Source organism: Pseudomonas sp. Z2-11 (genome assembly GCF_054161305.1).
Genome location: NZ_CP096395.1, coordinates 4,281,518 through 4,302,079, shown reverse-complemented (window position 1 = coordinate 4,302,079; position 20,562 = coordinate 4,281,518). Strand labels below are relative to the sequence as shown.

At 60.9% G+C, this 20,562-nt stretch carries 15 protein-coding genes; 7 read left to right on the top strand and 8 right to left on the bottom strand.

Features of this window, described 5'->3' with window-relative positions:
• Window positions 1-69 precede the first annotated feature (69 nt).
• A complete protein-coding gene (locus tag M1E16_RS18975) occupies window positions 70-1,743 on the top strand; it encodes a DEAD/DEAH box helicase (protein ID WP_305499776.1) in 1,674 nt (557 codons plus the stop codon).
• Between the two features lie 199 nt (window positions 1,744-1,942).
• Here the strand turns inward: M1E16_RS18975 and M1E16_RS18970 are convergent, their stop codons facing one another.
• The gene (locus tag M1E16_RS18970) at window positions 1,943-2,710 is read right to left on the bottom strand and encodes a DODA-type extradiol aromatic ring-opening family dioxygenase (protein WP_458128126.1); all 768 of its coding nucleotides are present in this window, start codon (window positions 2,708-2,710) and stop codon (window positions 1,943-1,945) included.
• A gap of 105 nt (window positions 2,711-2,815) precedes the next feature.
• Here M1E16_RS18970 and M1E16_RS18965 point away from each other — a divergent pair, with 105 nt between their 5' ends.
• Window positions 2,816-3,520 (top strand): thiopurine S-methyltransferase, encoded by a 705-nt coding sequence (locus M1E16_RS18965; RefSeq protein WP_458128125.1) that lies wholly within the window; start codon window positions 2,816-2,818, stop codon window positions 3,518-3,520.
• Between the two features lie 51 nt (window positions 3,521-3,571).
• On the opposite strand, the gene htpX is transcribed toward M1E16_RS18965, so the two are convergent.
• A complete protein-coding gene (gene htpX, locus M1E16_RS18960; RefSeq protein WP_003183732.1) occupies window positions 3,572-4,459 on the bottom strand; it encodes a protease HtpX in 888 nt (295 codons plus the stop codon).
• Window positions 4,460-4,757: 298 nt separating this feature from the next.
• Window positions 4,758-5,969, bottom strand: a complete 1,212-nt coding sequence (locus M1E16_RS18955; protein ID WP_018603142.1) for a pyridoxal phosphate-dependent aminotransferase — start codon at window positions 5,967-5,969, stop codon at window positions 4,758-4,760.
• Window positions 5,970-6,189: 220 nt separating this feature from the next.
• On the opposite strand from M1E16_RS18955, the gene msrB reads away from it, so the two are divergent.
• From msrB to M1E16_RS18940, 3 genes are all read left to right on the top strand, one after another.
• Entirely contained in the window at window positions 6,190-6,585 is a 396-nt protein-coding gene (gene msrB, locus M1E16_RS18950; protein WP_434601397.1) for a peptide-methionine (R)-S-oxide reductase MsrB, read from the top strand.
• 241 nt (window positions 6,586-6,826) lie between these two features.
• On the top strand, window positions 6,827-7,312 hold the full coding sequence (locus M1E16_RS18945; protein ID WP_458128124.1) for a glutathione peroxidase: 486 nt from the start codon (window positions 6,827-6,829) through the stop codon (window positions 7,310-7,312).
• Entirely contained in the window at window positions 7,309-7,770 is a 462-nt protein-coding gene (locus M1E16_RS18940) for a MarR family winged helix-turn-helix transcriptional regulator (protein WP_434572825.1), read from the top strand. The genes M1E16_RS18945 and M1E16_RS18940 overlap by 4 nt, the downstream gene beginning before the upstream one ends.
• On the opposite strand, the gene M1E16_RS18935 is transcribed toward M1E16_RS18940, so the two are convergent.
• Complete coding sequence (locus M1E16_RS18935) at window positions 7,754-10,075, bottom strand: response regulator (protein WP_458128123.1); 2,322 nt, start codon at window positions 10,073-10,075, stop codon at window positions 7,754-7,756. The two genes, M1E16_RS18940 and M1E16_RS18935, sit on opposite strands and share 17 nt — an antisense overlap.
• 163 nt (window positions 10,076-10,238) lie before the next feature.
• Here M1E16_RS18935 and M1E16_RS18930 point away from each other — a divergent pair, with 163 nt between their 5' ends.
• Together M1E16_RS18930 and M1E16_RS18925 are read left to right on the top strand one after the other, a co-directional pair.
• Window positions 10,239-11,129, top strand: a complete 891-nt coding sequence (locus M1E16_RS18930; RefSeq protein ID WP_434629475.1) for an ATP-binding protein — start codon at window positions 10,239-10,241, stop codon at window positions 11,127-11,129.
• Window positions 11,126-11,608 (top strand): GAF domain-containing protein, encoded by a 483-nt coding sequence (locus M1E16_RS18925; protein ID WP_434629478.1) that lies wholly within the window; start codon window positions 11,126-11,128, stop codon window positions 11,606-11,608. Before M1E16_RS18930 ends, M1E16_RS18925 begins: the two co-directional genes overlap by 4 nt.
• Here the strand turns inward: M1E16_RS18925 and M1E16_RS18920 are convergent, their stop codons facing one another.
• From M1E16_RS18920 to M1E16_RS18905, 4 genes are all read right to left on the bottom strand, one after another.
• Window positions 11,609-14,557 carry an HD domain-containing phosphohydrolase gene (locus M1E16_RS18920; protein ID WP_458128122.1) on the bottom strand — a complete coding sequence of 983 codons (2,949 nt, stop codon included), beginning with the start codon at window positions 14,555-14,557 and terminating at the stop codon, window positions 11,609-11,611.
• 77 nt (window positions 14,558-14,634) lie between these two features.
• Window positions 14,635-18,192 (bottom strand): transporter substrate-binding domain-containing protein, encoded by a 3,558-nt coding sequence (locus M1E16_RS18915; protein WP_458130344.1) that lies wholly within the window; start codon window positions 18,190-18,192, stop codon window positions 14,635-14,637.
• A gap of 74 nt (window positions 18,193-18,266) precedes the next feature.
• Window positions 18,267-18,893 (bottom strand): response regulator transcription factor, encoded by a 627-nt coding sequence (locus tag M1E16_RS18910; protein WP_305499795.1) that lies wholly within the window; start codon window positions 18,891-18,893, stop codon window positions 18,267-18,269.
• Window positions 18,894-19,216: 323 nt separating this feature from the next.
• Entirely contained in the window at window positions 19,217-20,545 is a 1,329-nt protein-coding gene (locus M1E16_RS18905) for a deoxyguanosinetriphosphate triphosphohydrolase (RefSeq protein ID WP_458128121.1), read from the bottom strand.
• Window positions 20,546-20,562: the final 17 nt, after the last annotated feature.

Sequence of the window (20,562 nt, the reverse complement as noted above, 5' to 3'; positions counted from 1 at the left end):
CTTGAGTCTCAACACGGCATGCGCAGCTTTGGAGCATGGGTCTTTGCGGATGCACTTAGAGGCAGACCCATGACCCAGGAAACCGGCGGCTTCGCCGCTTTTAATCTCAACCCGAACATTCTTGCTGCCGTCATTGCGACTGGCTACGAAGAACCTTCGGCTATTCAGCAGCAATCGATCCCGATCATCATGGCCGGCCACGACATGATTGGCCAGGCGCAAACCGGTACGGGTAAAACCGCTGCGTTCGCCCTGCCGATCCTGCATCGCATCGATCCTGCCAAGCGCGAGCCGCAAGCCCTGATCCTGGCGCCAACCCGAGAGTTGGCGCTGCAAGTAGCAACCGCTTTCGAAACCTACTCCAAGCAAATGCCTGGCGTTACCGTTGTGGCCGTTTACGGCGGCGCCCCGATGGGCCCACAACTGAAAGCAATCCGTAATGGCGCGCAGATCGTTGTCGCCACCCCGGGCCGTCTCTGCGACCACCTGCGTCGTGACGAGAAAGTCCTCGCTACCGTGAACCACCTGGTTCTCGACGAAGCGGACGAAATGCTCAAGCTGGGCTTCATGGATGACCTGGAAGTCATCTTCAAGGCCCTGCCAGCGACTCGCCAGACTGTTTTGTTCTCGGCCACCCTGCCGCAATCGATCCGTGCCATTGCCGAGCGCCACCTGCGCGATCCGCAACACGTGAAGATCCAGACCAAGACCCAGACCGTTACCGCGATCGAGCAGGCTCACCTGCTGGTTCACGCTGACCAGAAGACTTCCGCCGTTCTCAGCTTGCTGGAAGTGGAAGACTTCGACGCCCTGATCATGTTCGTGCGCACCAAGCAAGCAACCCTGGACCTGGCCAGCGCCCTGGAAGCCAAAGGCTACAAAGCCGCTGCGCTGAACGGTGACATTGCCCAGAACCAGCGCGAGCGCGTGATCGATTCCCTCAAGGATGGCCGTCTGGACATCGTTGTGGCGACCGACGTTGCTGCCCGTGGTCTGGACGTTCCGCGCATCACCCACGTGTTCAACGTGGACATGCCGTACGATCCGGAATCCTACGTCCACCGTATCGGCCGTACCGGCCGTGCCGGTCGCGAAGGTCGCGCGCTGCTGCTGGTGACTCCGCGTGAGCGCCGCATGCTGCAAGTGATCGAGCGTGTAACCGGTCAGAAGGTCGCCGAAGTTCGCCTACCGGACGCCCAGGCCGTTCTCGATGCCCGCATCAAGAAACTGACCAACAGCCTGTCGCCGCTGGTGGCTGACGCCGAATCGACCCACGGTGATCTGCTCGATCGCCTGACCGCCGACATCGGTTGCACCCCGCGTGCCCTGGCCGCTGCCCTGCTGCGCAAGGCTACCAACGGTCAGGCGCTGACCCTGGCGGCGATCGAGAAGGAACGTCCACTGGTGCCGAACAGCGCGCCGCGTGGCGATCGTCCCGAGCGTACCGGTGATCGTCCGGACCGTGGTGATCGCGAGCGTCGCGCGCCGATCCCGCTGGGCGAAGGCCGTGCCCGCTGCCGTACCGCGCTGGGTGCTCGTGACGGCATTGCCGCCAAGAACCTGCTGGGCGCGATCCTCAACGAAGGCGGCCTGGCCCGCGAAGCGATCGGTCGCATCCAGGTGCGTGACAGCTTCAGCCTGGTGGAACTGCCGGAAGAAGGCCTGGAGAAGTTGCTGACCAAGCTCAAGGACACTCGCGTGGCTGGCAAGCAGCTCAAGCTGCGTCGTTACCGCGAGGATTGATCGGCCCGCAGGCTGATTGATCGAGCATAAAAGATCCCCGACTGGTTCGGGGATTTTTTTTGCCTGTCATTTGGTGTTCCTGCCGGGAGCGCGGTGTTGAAGCCAATCGCGAGCAAGCTCGCTCCCACACTGGATCTTCGGCACCCAAAAAACCTGTGGGAGCGAGCTTGCTCGCGATTGGAGCGACTCGGTCTGCCGGTCAATCAAACCGATAAATGTCCATCCCCAACGTTCCCATCGTGAACCCTTCATGGGCAATGCTGAATTTCCCACCCGCACCCCGGGCAAAATACAGCGGCAGCAGGTGCTCGTCGCTGGGATGGCTACGCACCGCATTGGGGGCCTGGCGGCGGTAATCATGCAACGCGAACTCGTCGTTGGCCGCCAGTTGCGCCACTATCCAATCGCGGAATGCCTTGGCCCAGGGCTCGATGCTGTCAGGGCCGGCGTTCCAGTCCAGATCCCCCAGGTTATGCGTGATGCTGCCGGAACCGATCAGCAGGATGTCCTGTTCGCGCAGTCCTGCCAGAGCCCGGCCGACCTGCGTCTGCAGCGTCGGGCCGCGCTGGCTGGGCAGGGAAACCTGTGCCACGGGAATATCGGCCTCGGGGTACATCAACAACAGCGGCACCCAGACGCCATGGTCCGATGGCCGTCCTGTCTCCAGGCGTGCCGGCAATTGCGCTGCATTGAGCAGTTCGGCGACCTGCGTTGCCAGCAGGGGATCGCCTGGCGCCGGATATTGCACTTCGTACAACGCTTTCGGGAAGCCACCAAAGTCATGCCATGTACGCGGTCGCGGGTTGGCGCTGACCAGCAGTTCATTGCTCTCCCAATGGGCGGACACAATCACGATGGCCTTGGGCTTCGGCATTTGCGCGGCCAGGCGAGCCAAGGCCGGGCCGCTCTCGCCGGGTTCCAGGGCAAGCATCGGTGAACCATGGGAGATAAACAGGCTGGGCAGCATGGACGGGCTCCTGAGCGTTAAGATGGGTTCATCTTCGGTCAGGTCAACGATCGAAATCTAATATAAGTTTTAACCCGTTTTGATCGAATTTATGGAGCGATTCCCATGGACCCCGAGTTTTGGCACAAGCGTTGGTCAACCAACCAGATCGGTTTTCATCTGCCGGAAGTGAACCCTTACTTGCAGCGTTTCTGGCCACAGTTGGGATTGCCTGAAGAAACTCGAGTATTGGTGCCCTTGTGCGGCAAGACGCTGGATCTGCTGTGGTTGGCGCAACAGGGTTTTTCCGTGCTGGGGGTGGAGCTATCGGAAAAGGCCGTCACTGATTTTTTCCAGGAGCATCAGCTTGAGCCAAACGTGAGTGAGGAGGGCGCCTTCAAGGTATTTCGTTCTGGTGCCATCGAGATCCGCTGCGGTGATGTCTTTGCGTTGACGCCTTTGGACGTCGCGGATTGCGCGACGTTGTATGACCGTGCGGCACTGATCGCCCTGCCTGCACTGATGCGCGAGCGTTATGCGGCCCATCTGCAGAACATAATGCCGGACTGCGTCGGGCTGCTGATTACCCTGGACTACAACCAGGACGAGATGCCTGGGCCGCCGTTCTCGGTAGGACATGAAGAGGTGCAGCGGTTGCTGGGCAGGGCTTGGCAATTGCAAGTCCTGCAGGAGCAGGATGTGCTGGGCGAGAGTTGGAAGTTCTTGCAGGCGGGCGTGAAGCGGCTGGATGAGCGGGTATATCTGGTGTCCAGTCGTGGGGTGCGCTCAATGACCCCGTCCCGGACGGGCCCGCTGCCGCTTTTGACTTAGCAGGCAAAAGAAAGCCCGCATCGCTGCGGGCTTTCTTGTATCAGTTGGCGGTTAGCCGCGACGACGCAGTGCGTCGATTCGCTCTTCCAGCGGTGGGTGGCTCATGAACATGCGAGCCAGGCCCTGCTTGATGCCGCCGTTGATGCCGAAGGCGTTCAAGGTGTCGGGCATGTGCACCGGCAGGCCTTGTTCGGCGCGCAGGCGCTGCAGGGCGCCAATCATGGCGCTGGTGCCGGCCAGGCGCGCACCGGCGTCATCGGCGCGGAACTCGCGTTTGCGCGAGAACCACATGACGATGGCACTGGCAAGGATGCCCAGGACCAGCTCGGCGAAGATGGTCGCCACGTAGTAGGCAATACCCTGGCCTTCTTCGTTCTTGAAAATCACCTTGTCGACAAAGTTGCCGATGATGCGGGCGAAGAACATGACGAAGGTGTTCACCACGCCCTGGATCAACGCCAGAGTCACCATGTCGCCGTTGGCGACGTGGCCGATCTCGTGGGCCAGCACAGCTTTCACTTCATCTGGCGAAAACCGTTCCAGCAGGCCCTGGCTGACGGCGACCAGGGCGTCGTTCTTGTTCCAGCCGGTGGCGAAGGCGTTGGCTTCGTACGCCGGGAAGATCCCGACTTCCGGCATCTTGATCCCGGCTTCACGGGACAGCTGCTCGACGGTCTGCAGCAGCCATTGTTCGTGACGAGTGCGCGGCTGGCTGATGATCTGGGTGCCGGTGCTCATCTTCGCCATCCATTTGGAGATGAACAGCGAGAAGAGGGAACCGGCAAAACCGAACACCGCACAGAAGATCAGCAGCTGATTGAGGTTGAGATCAACCCCGTTGGCCGCCATGAACCCGTTGAAGCCGAAAAGGCTCAGGGTGATGCTGGCAATCAGCACGACCGCCAGGTTAGTGGCCAAGAACAGCAGGATGCGCATCATGGTGGTAGCAATCTCCTCATGCTAAAGATGTAGCGTTATGCGGGGTATATAAGGTGCTGCCGCAGGCTATTCAACTCGCCTTCTATTTCAAACTGTGTCCTACAGCGGTCCTCATTGTTTGAAAGACTTTTCTGAAAGTTGCGCCGGAAAAGAAATGTGGCCGCTGCGCCCCGTGAACGTTGCGTCTCGTCGTCCATCGGACAACGAGTCCCCGCGCCAGAAACCTGCGAAGGCAGGAAAATGGATATGTTGCTGAATCAAACAGAGCGCGAGGCAAACGCCCCGCACTCCGTCTGGATCATTGACGGTAGGATTTGAGGAAATTGCCGATGCGGCCAATGGCCTGATCAAGGTCGTCAACCCGCGGCAGGGTCACGACGCGGAAATGGTCCGGCCATGGCCAGTTGAACGCCGTGCCCTGGACGACCAGCAATTTCTCCGACAGCAGCAGGTCGAGTACGAATTTCTCGTCGTTATGGATCGGGCAGACCTTCGGGTCGATTCGCGGGAAGGCATACAGCGCACCCATCGGCTTGACGCAGCTGACGCCGGGGATGTCATTGAGCAGTTCCCAGGTGCGATTGCGCTGTTCCAGCAAACGGCCCTGGGGCAGGACCAGGTCGTTGATGCTCTGGTAGCCACCCAACGCCGTCTGGATCGCATGCTGGCTCGGCACGTTGGCGCACAGACGCATGTTGGCCAGCATGTCGATGCCTTCGATGTAGCTCTGGGCGTGGTGCTTGGGGCCGGAGATGGCGATCCAGCCGGAGCGGAAGCCGGCGACACGATAGGACTTGGAGAGGCCGTTGAAGGTCAGGCACAGCAGGTCCGGTGCCAGCGAGGCGGTGCAGACGTGCACGGCGTCATCGTAGAGGATCTTGTCGTAGATCTCGTCGGAGAACACCACCAGGTTGTGCTGGCGGGCCAGTTCGAGCATGCCCAGCAGCACCTCGCGGGAATACACCGCGCCGGTCGGGTTGTTCGGGTTGATGATCACCAGGGCCTTGGTATTCGGGGTGATCTTGGCCTTGATGTCCGCCAGGTCAGGGAACCAGTTGGCCTGCTCGTCGCACAGGTAATGCACCGGGTTGCCACCGGACAGGCTGACGGCGGCGGTCCACAGCGGATAATCCGGCGCCGGCACCAGCACTTCGTCGCCGTTGTTGAGCAAGGCCTGCATCGACATCACGATCAGCTCGGACACGCCGTTGCCCAGGTAGATGTCCTCGATGCCGATGCCTTCGACCTGCTTCTGCTGGTAATACTGCATCACGGCCTTGCGGGCGCTGAACAGGCCTTTGGAGTCGCTGTAGCCTTGCGCGGTCGGCAGGTTGCGGATGACGTCCTGGAGAATTTCATCGGGGGCTTCGAAACCAAAGGGCGCCGGGTTGCCGATGTTCAGCTTGAGGATGCGATGGCCTTCCTCTTCCAGGCGTTTGGCGTGCTTGAGCACCGGGCCGCGAATGTCGTAGCAGACGTTGGCGAGCTTGTTCGATTTGCTGACCTGCATGGCGATGTGTTCCCGAAAATGAACGATCCAGGCGGCGTATGAACTACCGTACTGGGGATCCTGCGTCTGTGCCCGGGCCGGACGCGGTAGATGCGCCACAATCCATTTGAATGCGCATGACGTGACTGCCAGACTGGCGCCTGACGAGGCGCAATCATACGTGCCGCCCGATCTGCGGAAAAGCGTCGGATCGGGCTTTTTCAATTGCCGAGGTAGGACGATGGAAAAGTTGCAGAAAACCCTGGAAGAATGGCGTGAGATGCTCGATCCGGAGCAGTACAACGTCTGTCGCCTCAAAGGCACCGAACGCCCATTTTCCGGCAAGTACAACGCGACCAAGACCGATGGCATCTACCACTGCATCTGCTGCAACGAGCCGTTGTTCGATTCGACGACCAAATTCGATTCCGGCTGCGGCTGGCCGAGTTTCTACGCCCCGATCGAAGGTAGCGCGGTGGTGGAGGTGCGAGATGTCAGCCACGGCATGATTCGCACCGAGGTGGTCTGCGCCAAATGCGACGCGCATCTGGGCCATGTCTTCCCCGACGGCCCACCGCCCACTGGCCTGCGTTACTGCATCAACTCGGTGTGCCTGGATCTGGTCCCTCGCGAGTAAGCGTTGCGCAGTCCTTCGTGGCGAGGGAGCTTGCTCCCGCTGGGTGGCGCAGCCGCCCCATAACAACCTGGCGCAGTTTTTTCAGGTTGATCGTGCCAGCCGGTCTTACGACGGCTGCGCCGCCGAGCGGGAGCAAGCTCCCTCGCCACGGGAGCCTTGATTCCGCATTAACGACAATTAAATTGCACACAATTTAATTGCTCGCTATCTTCGGCATCCAACTTCCCTCTGGAGCCGTCCCATGACCGACAATCTGCTGAGCATTCCCTGCACCACCATCAAGGGCGAGCAGAAGACGCTCGCCGATTTCGCCGGCAAGGCCGTGCTGGTGGTCAACACCGCCAGCCAATGCGGCTTCACCCCGCAGTACAAAGGTCTTGAGGCTTTGTGGCAATCCTACAAGGACCAGGGCCTGGTGGTGCTGGGCTTTCCTTGCAACCAGTTCGGCAAGCAGGAACCAGGCAACGAAGGGGCGATCTCCGAGTTTTGCGAGCTCAACTTCGGCGTGAGTTTTCCGTTGTTCAAGAAGATCGATGTCAACGGGGCAAACGCCCATCCGCTATTTGTCCAGCTCAAGCAACGGGCGCCCGGTGTGCTGGGGTCCAAGGGCGTCAAGTGGAATTTCACCAAGTTCCTGATTGGCAAGGACGGCCAGGTGGTCAAGCGCTTCGCCCCGACCACCAAGCCCGAGGATCTCACCGGCGAGATCGAAGCCCTGCTCAAATGAGCGACCTGTCAGTCGATTCGCTGAAGCTCGACAGTCAGTTGTGCTTCAAGCTGTACGCCGCATCACGGGCGGTGATTCGTGGCTACAAGCCGATGCTCGATCAGCTTGGCCTGACCTATCCGCAGTACCTGGCGATGCTGGTGCTGTGGGAATGGCAGGACAACACCCCGGAGCAGCCCACGGTCAAGGCGCTTGGAGAGCGTTTGCTGCTGGATTCCGGCACGCTGACGCCGTTGCTCAAGCGCCTGGAGCAACTGAGTCTGATCCGCCGCCAACGCTCGGTCCAGGATGAGCGAGAGGTACATTTGAGCCTGTCGGATGCGGGCCGCGCCTTGCGCGAGCAGGTCGGCCCGCTCAAGGCGCGCCTGCTGTGCGACAGCGGGATCGATCTGGATCGCGTGGGCGAGTTGCGCGATGGCCTGGATCACCTGCTCAAGCAGATCAAAGGGCTGACGTAGTCGGCACCCACTGGTCCAGCAATGCCGCCAGTTCCTCGCGACGGAACGGCTTGGACAGGTAATCACTCATGCCGGCGGCCCGGCAGCGTTCGCGCTCCTCGGGCATCGCGTTGGCCGTCAGCGCGACGATCGGCAGGTCCGGCCAGCGGCCGCTGCGGCGAATCTGCCGGCTGGCTTCGTAACCATCCATGACCGGCATGTTGCAGTCCATCAGGACCAGGTCGAAGGTTTGTTGTTCGAGCTGATCCAGGGCTTCGGCGCCATGGGCCGCGACCACCACTTCACAGCCCAGCTTGACCAGCATGCCCTTGGCCACCAGTTGGTTGACCGGGTTGTCCTCCACCAGCAGCACCCGGCCACGCCGCGAGGGCGCCAGTGCTTCGATCTGCGCGTCGTTGATGGTCGTCGCCTCGCTTTGCAGGGCCCGGCGCAGGATCTGATAAAGCGCGTGGCGCGCCAGCGGTCGGGCCTGCTGCAGCAAAGGCGCGAGGGCGGCGGCTTCTTCGCTGGGCATGAAACTGCCATAGGCGGTGACGAGCAGGATCGGGGCGTCGAAGGTCGGGCGTAAATTGAACAGGCATTCCGGGCAATCGGTGATCAGGATGTCCGGCTTGAGCCCCAGCAACCCGTCGTCCACGGTGCGCTGTATGTAGTCCAGTCCCCAGACCGGCAGCAACATGCCCAGCAATTCGGCCAGCCCGCTGTTGGCGGTGGTGATGGCGACCACGTTGCCCCGCAAGGTCTCGACGGGCGCGGCCGGGCTGTGGGCGGGCAGCGGCAGTTCGGCGCAGAACTGGCTTCCGAAGCCCGCCTCGGAACTGATCGTCAACCGGCCCTGCATCGCCTCGCAGAGGTTGTAGGTCAGTGCCAGGCCCAGCCCGGTGCCGCCGAACTGGCGGGTAATGCCCGCGCCGGCCTGGGTGAACGGCTGGAGAATCCGCGCCTGGTCCTCCTGGGGAATGCCGATGCCGGTGTCCCAGACCTCGACCCGCACGCCGCCTTCATAGTGACTCAATCGCACATCGACCCGACCGAAACGGGTGAACTTCAACGCGTTGGAAAGCAGGTTGCTGACGATCTGGCGAACGCGGGTCGGGTCGCCCAGTACCTGGGCCGGGAACTGCGGGTCGATCAGACACGCCAGTTCGACGCTTGGCGCCGCGTTCTGCGACAGCAGGTTGGCGGTGTCTTCGACCAGCGCGCCAAGGTCGAACGGGATACGTTCGAGTTCCAGTTGGCCGGCGTCGAATTTGGACAGATCGAGAATGTCGTTGAGCAGTTCGACCAATACCTTGCCGGAGTCATGCGCTATCGACAGCTGTTGCTGTTGCTCGGCCGTCAACGGCCCATCCAGGGACAGGGCGATCATCCCGAGCAAGCCATTGAGGGGGGTGCGGATCTCATGGCTCATGTTGGCCAGGAACGCGGAGCGCGCGTCAGCCATGTCGAGGGCGGTGCGCCGGGCAATATCCAGCTCCTCGTTGGACTGGCTGAGCCGGGCATTGATGGCCTTGAGCTCGGCCGTGCGCGCCGAAACGATATTCTCCAGTTGCGCCAGGTAATCGGTCAGACGATTTTCAGCCGCGCGCCGTTGCTGGATTTCAGTGGAGACATTCTCGAACTGCTGGTTGGCGACCGATACCAGCACGCCGATTTCGTCGTGTTGGTGGCCGGAAGGACATTCCAGCGGGCGCTGTTCGCTGCTGCCCGGGTCGCGGCTGCTGAGTTCGCGGATGACCCGCACCAAGGGTTTGGTCAGCATGACATAGAACAGCGCCAGCAGCAGGCCGGTCAGGATCAGGCTGCGGGCGAAACCGTTGAGCAGTGTCACCTCGGCCCGGCGCAGGAAACGGCTGCCGAACGCATAGGTGTCTACATCCAGTCGCAGCACGCCGAGGGACTCGCCCGGCGAATGATTCAGGTAGAGCCGGTCTTCGAACTGTCGTTGGGCGCCAAAAAGCGAGTCGCTGATAAATCGGTAACTGCTTTGCAGCTCGGGTCGCTTGACGCTGGCCAGCACCGTATTGTTGTTATCGATCAGTTCGGCGCCGACGATGGCCGGCGAGCGCAACAGGCCCAGGGCCAGTTCCTGGGCAAGCTCGGCATCGATGTTATAGGCGATGCGCGAGGCCGGGTTGTGGCTGATTTCCAGCAACGAGAGGATTTCACGGTTGATCGACGCGTCTTCGCTGGCATAATCGATGCCGATCTGTACCAGGCTTAGGAAGGTGCCCAGCACGAAACCCACCATGACGGTCAGTCGAGCCTGTTTGTACGACAGCCGTTGGGTGAATCTGATGTCCATGGGATGGTGAACCACTTACGTTTCCCTTCGCCGGTCAAGCATAGCTGATCATTTCCGAATACCGGTGCGGCCGGTTTGCATTGTCTGAAACAGACCCGCAGCTGGCCTCGTCGTTTCGTCGCTGTAGCGTCATCATTACCGTGAACTTGTCCGAGGAAAAGACGTGGACGCCCGATTGAATGCTTTTCTTGAGCGCGCCGATGCGGTGCTTGCCCGTATCGAGCCCTTGTTGCCCGCCCCGCGGCCCGACATCGACTGGAACCAGACCCTGGCCGCGCGCTGGCAACGTGACGGGCGCAGCGGTTTCCTGATGCCGTTGACGGTCAGCCTCGACATGCGCCTGTCGGACCTGATCGGTGTCGACCGTCAGGTTGAACAACTGGGCCGCAACACCCGTCAGTTCATCGATGGCATGCCGGCCAACCACGCTTTGCTCTGGGGCTCGCGCGGCACCGGCAAGTCGTCGCTGGTACGGGCCTTGCTGGCTGAGCATGCCGGGCAGGGCCTGCGCTTGATCGAGATCGAGCGTGACCACCTGGCCGATCTGCCCCGGGTAGTCGAGCAGGTGGCAAAACTGCCCCAGCGTTTTGTGCTGTTCTGCGATGACCTGTCGTTCGAGTCCGGCGAAGGCGACTACCGCGTGCTCAAGAGTGTGCTCGACGGTTCCCTGGAACAGGCGCCGGACAATGTGCTGCTGTACGCCACCTCGAACCGCCGTCACCTGGTACCGGAAAAGGAAAGCGACAACGAGAACTGGAAACGGGTCGACGGCGAGCTGCACCCCAGCGAGGCGGTGGAAGACAAGATCGCCTTGTCCGACCGCTTCGGGTTGTGGCTGTCGTTCTATCCATTTACCCAGGAGCATTTCCTCGATGTGGTAGAGCATTGGATCGGCGAGCTGGCGGCCAAGGCCGGGCTCGACTGGCAGCGTGACGAAGCACTGGATGTGCAGGCGGTGCGCTGGGCAACCGGACGTGGCAACCGCAACGGACGTTGCGCCTATCAATTTGCCCGTTATTGGGTGGGCCTCAAACTCCTGGAGCACAAGGCATGATCGATTTGACCCACACCGGTGACGGCCTCGAAGGCTACGGCCTGTTGTCGGCACAGCTGCAATCGTTGCTGGCGGATGAACGCGACTTCATCGCCAATGCCGCGCAATTCTCGGCTTTCCTGTTCAGTCAGTTGGAGGGTCTGAACTGGGCCGGTTTCTACCTCAACCGCAGCGAGGAATTGGTGCTGGGGCCGTTCCAGGGCCAGATTGCCTGTGTGCGCATTCCCTTCGGTCGTGGTGTCTGCGGCACGGCGGCGGCGACTCGCCAAACCCAGCGTGTCGAAGATGTCCACGCGTTTCCCGGGCACATTGCCTGCGACAGCGCCTCGAACAGCGAACTGGTGGTGCCGCTGGTCAAGGAGGGACGACTGATCGGCGTGCTGGACCTGGACAGTCCGAAACCGGCGCGCTTCACCGAGCACGACCAGGCCGGCATCGAGCAACTGGCGGCAATCTTCCTGCGGCTGACCGATTGCTGATCACGCCTTCAGCCCGGCATTGACCAGCAGGCTGCCCGGGTCGATCTCATCGATCTGGCTCGGGTCCAGGAACTCATCGGCATAAAGCAAGTAGATTCGCTCGTCGACAAACAGCTGGAACAGCTCGGGATCGATGTGGGCGTCGCGGCACATGGTGGCCATGATGCCGAGGGCTTCGCTCAGCTTCTTGGCTTTTTTATACGGGCGATCCGCTGCGGTCAGCGCTTCGAAGATATCGGCAATCGCCATCATTCGAGCCGGCAGGCTCATCTGCTCGCGCTTGAGTCGCTTCGGATAACCGGTGCCATCCATTTTCTCGTGATGGCCGCCGGCGATTTCCGCAACGTTTTCCAGGTGGCTGGGGAAGGGCAGCTGGCTGAGCATCAGGATCGTCTGAACCATGTGGTGGTTGATCACATAACGTTCTTCGCGGGTCAGTGTGCCGCGCGTGATGCTGAGGTTGTAGAGTTCGCCGCGGTTGTATTTCCAGCGCGGTACATCGAGCTGGAAGCCCCATGGGTTGTCTGCCGGAATCAGCTCGGCTGCATGCCGCTCGATCAAATGCTCGGGTTTGTCCGCCAGCAGCGATTCAGTCACCGGAAGCGTCGGCGAAGGTGTGCGCGCCTGGCGTCGGCTTTCCTCCCAGGAAACGCCCAGCCGATCATCCAGGGTGCGCGTCCACGTGCGCTGGGCGATGCGTTGCAGACGCTGCAAATCACTCTCGGCCATGGCTTCGGAGCCCAGGTTGCAGCGTGCGACAAAGGCAAAGTCATCATCGAGGGCGGCCAGCGTCGCGTCGCGCTGGCGGGCCAGGGCTGACGACTCGCCACCGGTTGCCAGGGCCTGCCAGTAATCGATCCAGGCGTCGCGCTTGAGTACCTCGAAGCGGGTACGGATTTCATGGATCCGGTCGTTCAGGGTTTCCAGCTTGGTGGCCTTGTCCACCACATACTCGGGTGTGGTGACCTTGCCGCAGTCATGCAGCCAGGCAGCGATGTGCAGCGCTTCCCATTCATCGTCCGTTGGCCGGTAGGCGTCGAACGCCGGTGCCCGGCTGGCGGCCGCGGCCTGGGCGAGCATCAGCGTCAGGGCTGGCACTCGCTGGCAATGGCCGCCGGTGTAAGGGCTCTTGGCATCGATCGCCCCGGCGAGCAGTTGGATGAATGAGTCCAGCAGCTGCTTTTGCCTGGCTTGCAGGCGCTGGCTTTCGATGCTCACCGTCGCGGTGCCGGAAACGGCCTGGAGAAAGGCGATGCGGTCCGGCTGGAGTTTCTCCAGGTCGGCTTCAGCGCCGCTGTCTGTGATCAACAGCAACAGGATGCCAACGGTTTCCTGATGGCGGTTGCGCAAGCGGATGCCGATCAGGTGCACGCGCGGGGCATCCAGTTCCAGCAGGACGCTGCGCAAATCGGCAGCCTGCTCGAAGCCCAGCGAGGACACCAGGGTCTCCGCGGTGGCCAGTTCCTGTAACCACGGCGGGCTGTCCGCGCCATTCAGTGCGTAGCCTCGCAGGGCGAAGGCTTGCAGGTCCCGAGGTGTCCCATCGATCACCAGCCCGTAGGGCTTGACTTGCTCCTCGTCGTGTTCGCGCAGATAGATCAGGCCGGCCTGGGCCTGGCCGATTTTCACCGTCTCGAACAACACCCGCTCCAATAGCGGGGCAAAGCGGGTTTCAGCGCGCAGGCTGGCCGTGATCTCGAAAAAACTCGCCAGGGTTTCTTTCATGCGGGCCATCGAAACACCCAGTTGATCGACCTCCAGCACCGGAGAACGGCGGGACACCGGGTAGTTGAAGTCAAAGCTGCGAATGGCGTCGGCTTCCTTGACCAGTGCGCGCAAGGGCTTGACCAGGATTCGCGAGGTCAGCCAGCCGAGGGGCAGGCACAGCAGCAACGTGGCGAGGGTGATCAGCGCGCCTTGCCAGCGCAGGCGATAGGCATCGGCGAGCAATTCATCCTCCGGCACCAGCAAGGCCAACTCCAGACCCTGCGGCCCGCCCTCTTGCATGTGGCTGCGGGAAACGATCCATTGGCGTCCGGCCGCTTCCAGGCGTGGCGTGTCAGAGTGGTCATCGAGCGCAGCGGCGATGGCCGGGGCAAGGTCACGCGCCTTGATCAGGCGGGACGACTGAATGTCGGCGATCAACCGGGGGCTGTCCGGATAGCCCACCGCGTTGCCTTGGGGGTCGATCAGGACAATTTCGGTGCCGGCGCTCACCTTGTGCTTGGCCAACGTCTGGGACAGGGCGGCGAGGGTCAGGTCAGCGCCGATGACGGCCTGCGCGCCGCTGCGCCGCGCAAGGGTGGTGCCGATGTTTCGGGTGGAAAAGAACACGTAGGGTTCGGTGGTGATCTGTTCATGGCTGTTCAAGGCGCTACGGAACCAGCCCCGGCTGCGCGGATCGTAGGTTTCGTCAGGATGTTGCAGGCGGCTGAGAAGGTTAAGGTCCCGGTCATAGAACAACGATTGCGAGCGAACCAGGCCTTCGTTGCCGGCGCGCTCCACGGTCCAGACCTGATACAGCGCGCCGACCGGTGCCTTCATCGCAGCCCTCAAGGCATCGGTGCGCAACGGCCGGACCATGAAAAACTCGCCCTTGCTGTCACCCAGGTACAGCGACGCCAGGTTCGGGTTGTCTCGCAGCGCCTGGCTGAACGGCACGAGCAGGTCCAGCCGTTGCGCCATCCCAGGCGCACGCGTCGCCGGGTAATCGGCCAGCAGGCCCAGCAGATGACGGATCGGTTCGTAGGTGTCGTACAGGTCAAGGCGTACGTCCTGTTCAATTCGATTGAACAGCTTTTCGCTGCTGGACAGGATGATCTGGGTGGTTTGCCGGTAGTTGAAGACGCCCAGCACGACGCCGGTCAGCAGCAGGAGCAGGGTAAACATCACGCTGATATGGACGTGCAGGGGAAACCGGCGTTTTTCCGGACGCGGTGCGCTGGGCATATCCGTCACTCCAAGTGTTCGGGGGGAGATCGCCCCCTGATACGCACTGCTGAGCCAACAGCATAGTAAACACTGGATTATCCTGCCTTGGCGATCTCCGTTTCCAGCGCCTGTTCCAGTTCGGTCATCGCCCGGTGGAGCGCTTTCGCGCAGGCGTCGATTTGTCCGGGTGCCTGCTCCTGATGACAGGCGATTTCCAGAGCCTCGCACAATTCGATCAGCACATTTGCCTGCACGATACGGGCGACACCTTTTATCTTGTGCGCCGTTTCGGCGAGCGCTTGGGAAGGGCCGGTACGGGCGGCTTGGAGCAGCTCCTGGCGGTCGGAACGGTTGCTGCTCAGCAGTTCCGCCAGCAGCCGCCGGACGGAGATCGGGTCGCCGCCGGTGAGCATGTGCAGGCTCCGGACATTGAACACGGCTGGGCGGCTCGCGGGCCTGATCGTGTTCATCCATTGGCTCAGGGTGCTCAAGTTGATCGGCTTGAACAGGCAGTCGTCCATTCCGGCCTCCTTGCAGCGCTGCTTCTCCTCGGGTTGCGCATTGGCGGTGAACCCGAGGATGGTGCAGCGCGGCTGTTGATGTTCGGCCTCGTACCGGCGGATGGCCCTGGCAAGCTCGTAACCGCTCATGACGGGCATGTTGCAGTCGGCGATGATCAGGTCGAAATCACCCTCATGCCAAGCCTTGAGCCCTTGCGCGCCATCGTTGGCGAGGGAGTGGCGATGACCGAGGTATTCCAGTTGCTGCGTCATCAATAAACGATTGGCCGGGTGATCATCCACCACCAGGACGCTCAATCGGGCCGTGGCCGTTTCGACCGCAGGCTCAGCCGGGACGCCGATCGTCGTTTCGGGCAGGATGCTCGGCTCCAGGGTAAGCCGGACCTGGGTACCGACGCCCGGTTGGCTGTCCAGGGACAACTCACCGCCCATCATCTGGCACAACTGGCGGCTGATCACCAGGCCCAGCCCCGCGCCTTTGCGGGCCATCCGGCTGCTGTTGTCGGCCTGGGCAAACGGTTCGAACAGGCGCTGCATGTCCACCGGACTGATGCCAATGCCGCTGTCGCTGACTTCTATCTGCATCCGCAACGTATTTTCGTGAGCGATTCGGGAAAGCCTGGCGCGGACCTTCACCTCGCCCTGCTCGGTAAATTTCAAGGCATTGCTGATCAGGTTGGAGATCACCTGCTTGAATCTCGACGGGTCTATCAGGACGTCGTGTTTGTCGTCGGCGGGATCTACTTGCAGCGACAACAGCAGATTCTTTTGCCGGGCCAGTCCCTCGAATACCCTGACCACCGAGCGCAGCAAGGCGCTGACATTCACTCGTTCGGGGGCCAGGGTCAGGTGGCCTGATTCGATGCGGGCAATGTCCAGGATATCGCCGATCAGCTCCAGCATGCCTGAGGCCGATTCGTACGCGACCGCTATGGTCGAACGGTCGACCTGTCCCTTGTCGGCATGCTTGAGGGCCAGTTCCAGCATGCCGATTACTGCGTTCATAGGCGTACGGATTTCATGGCTCATGGTCGCCAGGAAGGTGCTTTTCGCGCGATTGGCGGCGTCGGCCTGTTCCTTGGCGGCATGCAGTTCCTCGACAAGCTGGCGCCGTTCACTGATGTCGATCCAGCCACCGATGATGCCTTGCACGTGTCCCGCGGCGTTACGGTAGGGGAGGATCCAGTGATAGATCGTCAGCTTCCGAGCGCCAATCTGCAGTGGCCGGTCGGTGATCAAGGCGGTGCCTTCGGCCATGACACGTTGGTAATCCGCCCGATATTCCTGCGCTTCGAAAACATTGCTCATGGATACCGCCGCGACGTCCTTGCCGATCACTTCTTCGCGTGTTGCGTTGAACGATTCCAGGTAACTGTCGTTACAGCTTTGCAGAAGCCCATGGCGGTCCCTCACATAGATCGGATGGGGGGTGCCGTTGAGCAGGGCATGCATGAATTCAAGCTGGTCATTGAGCGCCAGTTCCGCCTTCTGGCGTTGCCTGATCTGCCGCTGCATGTAGGCATTCCACGCCAGGGACAGCAGCAATAACAGGCCAGCGCCTGCGACAAACTGCAGGAATACCCGGTGATAGGTGCGCCAGGTAAGCTCCGCCGCCGAGATATGCCCTCGCCAGCGGTTGTTGATGACCCCCAGTTCGGCGGGTTCGATGCTGGTCAGGGCCTTGTCCAGGATCGAGCTCAACTCTGGTGAGTTCGTTGCGCTGGCCAACGAGAACAGGGCTTGTCGGGTGCCTACGGTGCTGCTGATCTGCAATGTGTCGCGCAGCGTGTGGGAAGACAGGAAATAATTGGCCATGACCAGCGAACTGACGCTGCCATCGGCCTCTCCCCGGGCGAGCATATCGACGGCCCGCAGGGAGTCGGCGGCCTCGACCAGTTGGATATGCGGATATTCGCTGCGCAGCCAGTCGATGATGGGATTGCCCGCGGCGATTGCCAGACGCTTGCCGGCGAGCTGATCGAGGGTCGCGGGCGTGTCGGATTGTTTGCGGGTCAGCAGGACAAAGGCGCTGTCGAGGTAGGGACGGCTGAACTTCAAGGACTGTTGCCGTTCGCTGCTGGGCAGGAGCGCGGCAATCATGTCGGCCTCGCCTTTCACCACCGCGGAGATCATTTCGCCGTCAGTCTGGCGCCGCTGGATCTCCAGGCGCAGGCCGGTACGCAGCCTGATCAGTTCCAGCAGGTCGGCGCTGATACCGCGAAAATCACCGTCCGGATCGAAGAACGTAAACGGCGCGAACGTTTCGTTTGCAGCCACGCGAACGACGGGATGCTTCGTCAGCCAACGTTGTTCGCGGTCAGTCAGTTGTATCCGCTGATCCGTGAGGTACAGGTCGCTGCCGGCACTCCAGCGTTTTGAGATCGCCGTCTGCTCCGCAATCGGGAGCTGGCTCAGCGTGGCGTTCAGGATTTCCAGCAGCAGGGCATTATCCCGGCGGACCGCGAAACTGAAACCGTAGGTTTCGTGTTTTCCGAAGCTGGCCATGCGGACGTTGCTCAGGTAGCCCTTGTTGATCAGATAGTGGGTAGAAACGGTGTCGCCGAGAAATACGTCGGCCTGGCCGAAGGCGACGGCATTGATGGCGTTCTGGTAAGAGGTGTAGGTGGTGATCTGCGCCTTGGGATAGAGTTTTCTGATTTCATCCAGGGGCAGGTAGTGATAGGCCATGCTCAGCCGCAGCCCTTCGAGATCTTCGGTCAGGGACGGGCTGTCGCCCGTCCGGGTAACAAGGACGGGCTGGTCTACTGCATAGGGTTTCGACAGGGCGATGCCCGGATTGCTGGCCTCGAAACCGTTGGCGCTGCCGAGCAAGTCGATTTGCCCGCTTTCCAGCGCGGCAATCGCGTCGCCACGGGAACTGAAGCGCAATACCTTCATGGGCAAACCGGTCGCCTGGGCGACGACACCCGCGTAATCGGCAGTCATGCCTTCATAATCGCGGCCACTGGTGGAAAGATCGAACGGGGGATAATCCGGTGCGGATGTACCCAGGACCAGCTCCTGACGACCTTGCAGCCAGGCGCGATGGGGAGCGTCGAGTCTGATCTGCATGGGATCCGCCGTTGCCCGACTCAGCAGCGTATAACGCTCGGGCAACTGCGGGGCGGCCATGAGAGTCGCGACATAGAGTCCTGCGCACGACAGCAGAAGAAATTCGCGTAGACATCTGTACATGCTGTTATTTCTCAAACCAGTGCGTTGCGCTTGGCCATCTCGATCAGATCTACCAGGGACTTGACCTTGAGTTTCTGCATCAAGCGTTTTTTATACGTGCTGACGGTTTTATTGCTGAGAAACATGCCTTTGGCGATGTCTTTGTTGGTACGGCCCTGCGCGAAAAGTTGCAGCACCATCAATTCGCGATCGTTGACGCTTTTGAAAAGATCCAGCTCGATACTGCGCGGATCATCATGACGCAGGGGCGTCAACGCCTGGCTCGGGAAATAGTTATAGCCGGACAGTACGGCCTTAATTGCGCTGATCAATTCACTGAGGTCTTCCTGTTTACACACATAGCCGGAGGCACCAGATTGCATGCAGCGGATGCCAAACAGCGTCGGTGATTGCGCCGTCAGCACCAGCGTCTTGATCGGGGCGGTCATTGCGTTGAAACGTGAAAGAATTTCCAACCCATCAAGCTTGGGAATGCTGATGTCCAGTATGACCAGGTCCGGCATACATTCACGGACCATTTGCATCGCGTCGACGCCGTTGTCGGTTTCTCCTACAACTTTATAACCTTCATGCTCCAGCAGCATTCGAACGGCGAGGCGGATGACCGGATGATCGTCGACAATGAAAACGGAGTTCATGAATAAATCCCCTGCGAACTGAATAAAGCGCGCACCTTAGCCCAGTTAAGTCAGGGTCGTACGAGGAGACGGGGCTACATTTCCAGTTTCGGAAGTTTCCTACAAGAAAAGAGGAAAGGTACCACGAAGTATTTAGGTTATTGGTAGGCGAATGGAGTGGGACGAGCGCGTCTTATATTCTATTCGAGGCAAGATGTTTAACTTTTAATCAGGCGCGCATAGTCCGTCAGTAGCTTGTTTCGCTCATTTCGTAGAGATAGCGAGTTTGAGAAAAGTTTGTTTATCTGTTGTTGAGTGAGCCGCCGATAAAGGCGGCGCTTAGCTCATTGACGAGTGCGACCGGTCATTTCCTGTGCCATTTCGCTGGCATAGCTGTCGGTCATGCCGGCGATGAAATCGATCATTCGCAGGAACGCGCTGTGCAAGGGGCCGTCAGGGTCTGGCGCGTTGTTACCCAGCAGATCGAGGATGCGCCGATTCTTGAACGAGGGTGTACGGCCGCCGTGTTGTTCCAGGGCGGCACCACAGAACCCGTTGAGCAGAATTTCCAGCGTGGTGTAGGCACCGATTTCATGCAGGGTCTTGCGCTTGTCCTGGAATATCTTCTTGCGGGCCATGTCCTTGGCGTTCAAGACGCAGCGTTTGGCCGGGCCATGCATGTGTTCCACCAGGTCTCCCTGCAGCGTGCCTGCCAGCAATGCCTCCTGCTGCTCGACGAACGCCCGGGCGGCGGCGTTTGTCAGGTGTTCGATGGCCTTGCCGCGCAGGATCGCCAGTTTGCGCCGCCGGGAATCCAACGGGCCAAGCTGACGATAAGTCTCCGGCAGGTCATCGCCGACCAGATCCAGCAGCAGCGATTCCACCTGCGGGTATTCCAGCAGCTCCATTTCCACGCCGTCTTCCAGGTCGATGAGCGCGTAGCAGATATCGTCGGCGGCCTCCATTAGGTAGACCAGCGGATGCCTTGCCCAGCGCTGGTCCTCGATTTGCGGCAGGCCGAGCTTGTGGGCAATCTGCTCGAGCAACGGCAGTTCGCTCTGATAGCAGCCGAACTTGTGCTTCTTGTAGCCCAAGGAGTCGGCGTGGCGGGCAGTCCAGGGATATTTCAGGTAAGTGCCAAGTGTCGCGTAGGTCAGCCGGGTGCCGCCGTCGAACTGATGGTATTCGAGCTGCGTGAGGACCCGGAATCCTTGGGCATTACCCTCGAAATTGAGAAAGTCATTGCGCTCGGCCTCGCTCATGGCATCCAGCCAGCCTCGCCCGGCCGCCTGTTGAAACCAGTAGCGGATGGCGTCTTCACCGGAGTGGCCGAACGGCGGGTTGCCGATGTCGTGGGCCAGGCAGGCCGATTGCACCACCATGCCCAGGTCGCTGGGTTCACACCAGTTTGGCAGGGCGTCGCGGATGGTTTCTCCCACGCGCATGCCCAGGGAGCGCCCGACGCAACTGACTTCAAGCGAATGGGTCAGGCGCGTGTGGATATGATCGTTGCTGGAGACCGGATGCACCTGGGTCTTGCGTCCGAGGCGACGGAATGCACCGGAAAAGATGATGCGGTCGTGGTCTTTATGGAAAGGGCTGCGGCCCAGTTCTTCCGGACTGTGCAGGGGTTTTCCCAGGCGTTCGCGAGTCAGCAGGGTGTGCCAATCCAAGGCCAGTTGCTCCGTTT

Excerpts from the sequence above, each read along its gene's own strand:
- M1E16_RS18910 (WP_305499795.1), bottom strand. The coding sequence starts at position 18,893 with ATGAACTCCGTTTTCATTGTCGACGATCATCCGGTCATCCGCCTCGCC.
- M1E16_RS18970 (WP_458128126.1), bottom strand. The coding sequence starts at position 2,710 with ATGCTGCCCAGCCTGTTTATCTCCCATGGTTCACCGATGCTTGCCCTG.
- htpX (WP_003183732.1), bottom strand. The coding sequence starts at position 4,459 with ATGATGCGCATCCTGCTGTTCTTGGCCACTAACCTGGCGGTCGTGCTG.
- M1E16_RS18945 (WP_458128124.1), top strand. The coding sequence starts at position 6,827 with ATGACCGACAATCTGCTGAGCATTCCCTGCACCACCATCAAGGGCGAG.
- M1E16_RS18955 (WP_018603142.1), bottom strand. The coding sequence starts at position 5,969 with ATGCAGGTCAGCAAATCGAACAAGCTCGCCAACGTCTGCTACGACATT.
- M1E16_RS18965 (WP_458128125.1), top strand. The coding sequence starts at position 2,816 with ATGGACCCCGAGTTTTGGCACAAGCGTTGGTCAACCAACCAGATCGGT.
- M1E16_RS18915 (WP_458130344.1), bottom strand. The coding sequence starts at position 18,192 with ATGGCCGCCCCGCAGTTGCCCGAGCGTTATACGCTGCTGAGTCGGGCA.
- M1E16_RS18940 (WP_434572825.1), top strand. The coding sequence starts at position 7,309 with ATGAGCGACCTGTCAGTCGATTCGCTGAAGCTCGACAGTCAGTTGTGC.
- M1E16_RS18920 (WP_458128122.1), bottom strand. The coding sequence starts at position 14,557 with ATGCCCAGCGCACCGCGTCCGGAAAAACGCCGGTTTCCCCTGCACGTC.
- msrB (WP_434601397.1), top strand. The coding sequence starts at position 6,190 with ATGGAAAAGTTGCAGAAAACCCTGGAAGAATGGCGTGAGATGCTCGAT.
- M1E16_RS18975 (WP_305499776.1), top strand. The coding sequence starts at position 70 with ATGACCCAGGAAACCGGCGGCTTCGCCGCTTTTAATCTCAACCCGAAC.
- M1E16_RS18935 (WP_458128123.1), bottom strand. The coding sequence starts at position 10,075 with ATGGACATCAGATTCACCCAACGGCTGTCGTACAAACAGGCTCGACTG.
- M1E16_RS18925 (WP_434629478.1), top strand. The coding sequence starts at position 11,126 with ATGATCGATTTGACCCACACCGGTGACGGCCTCGAAGGCTACGGCCTG.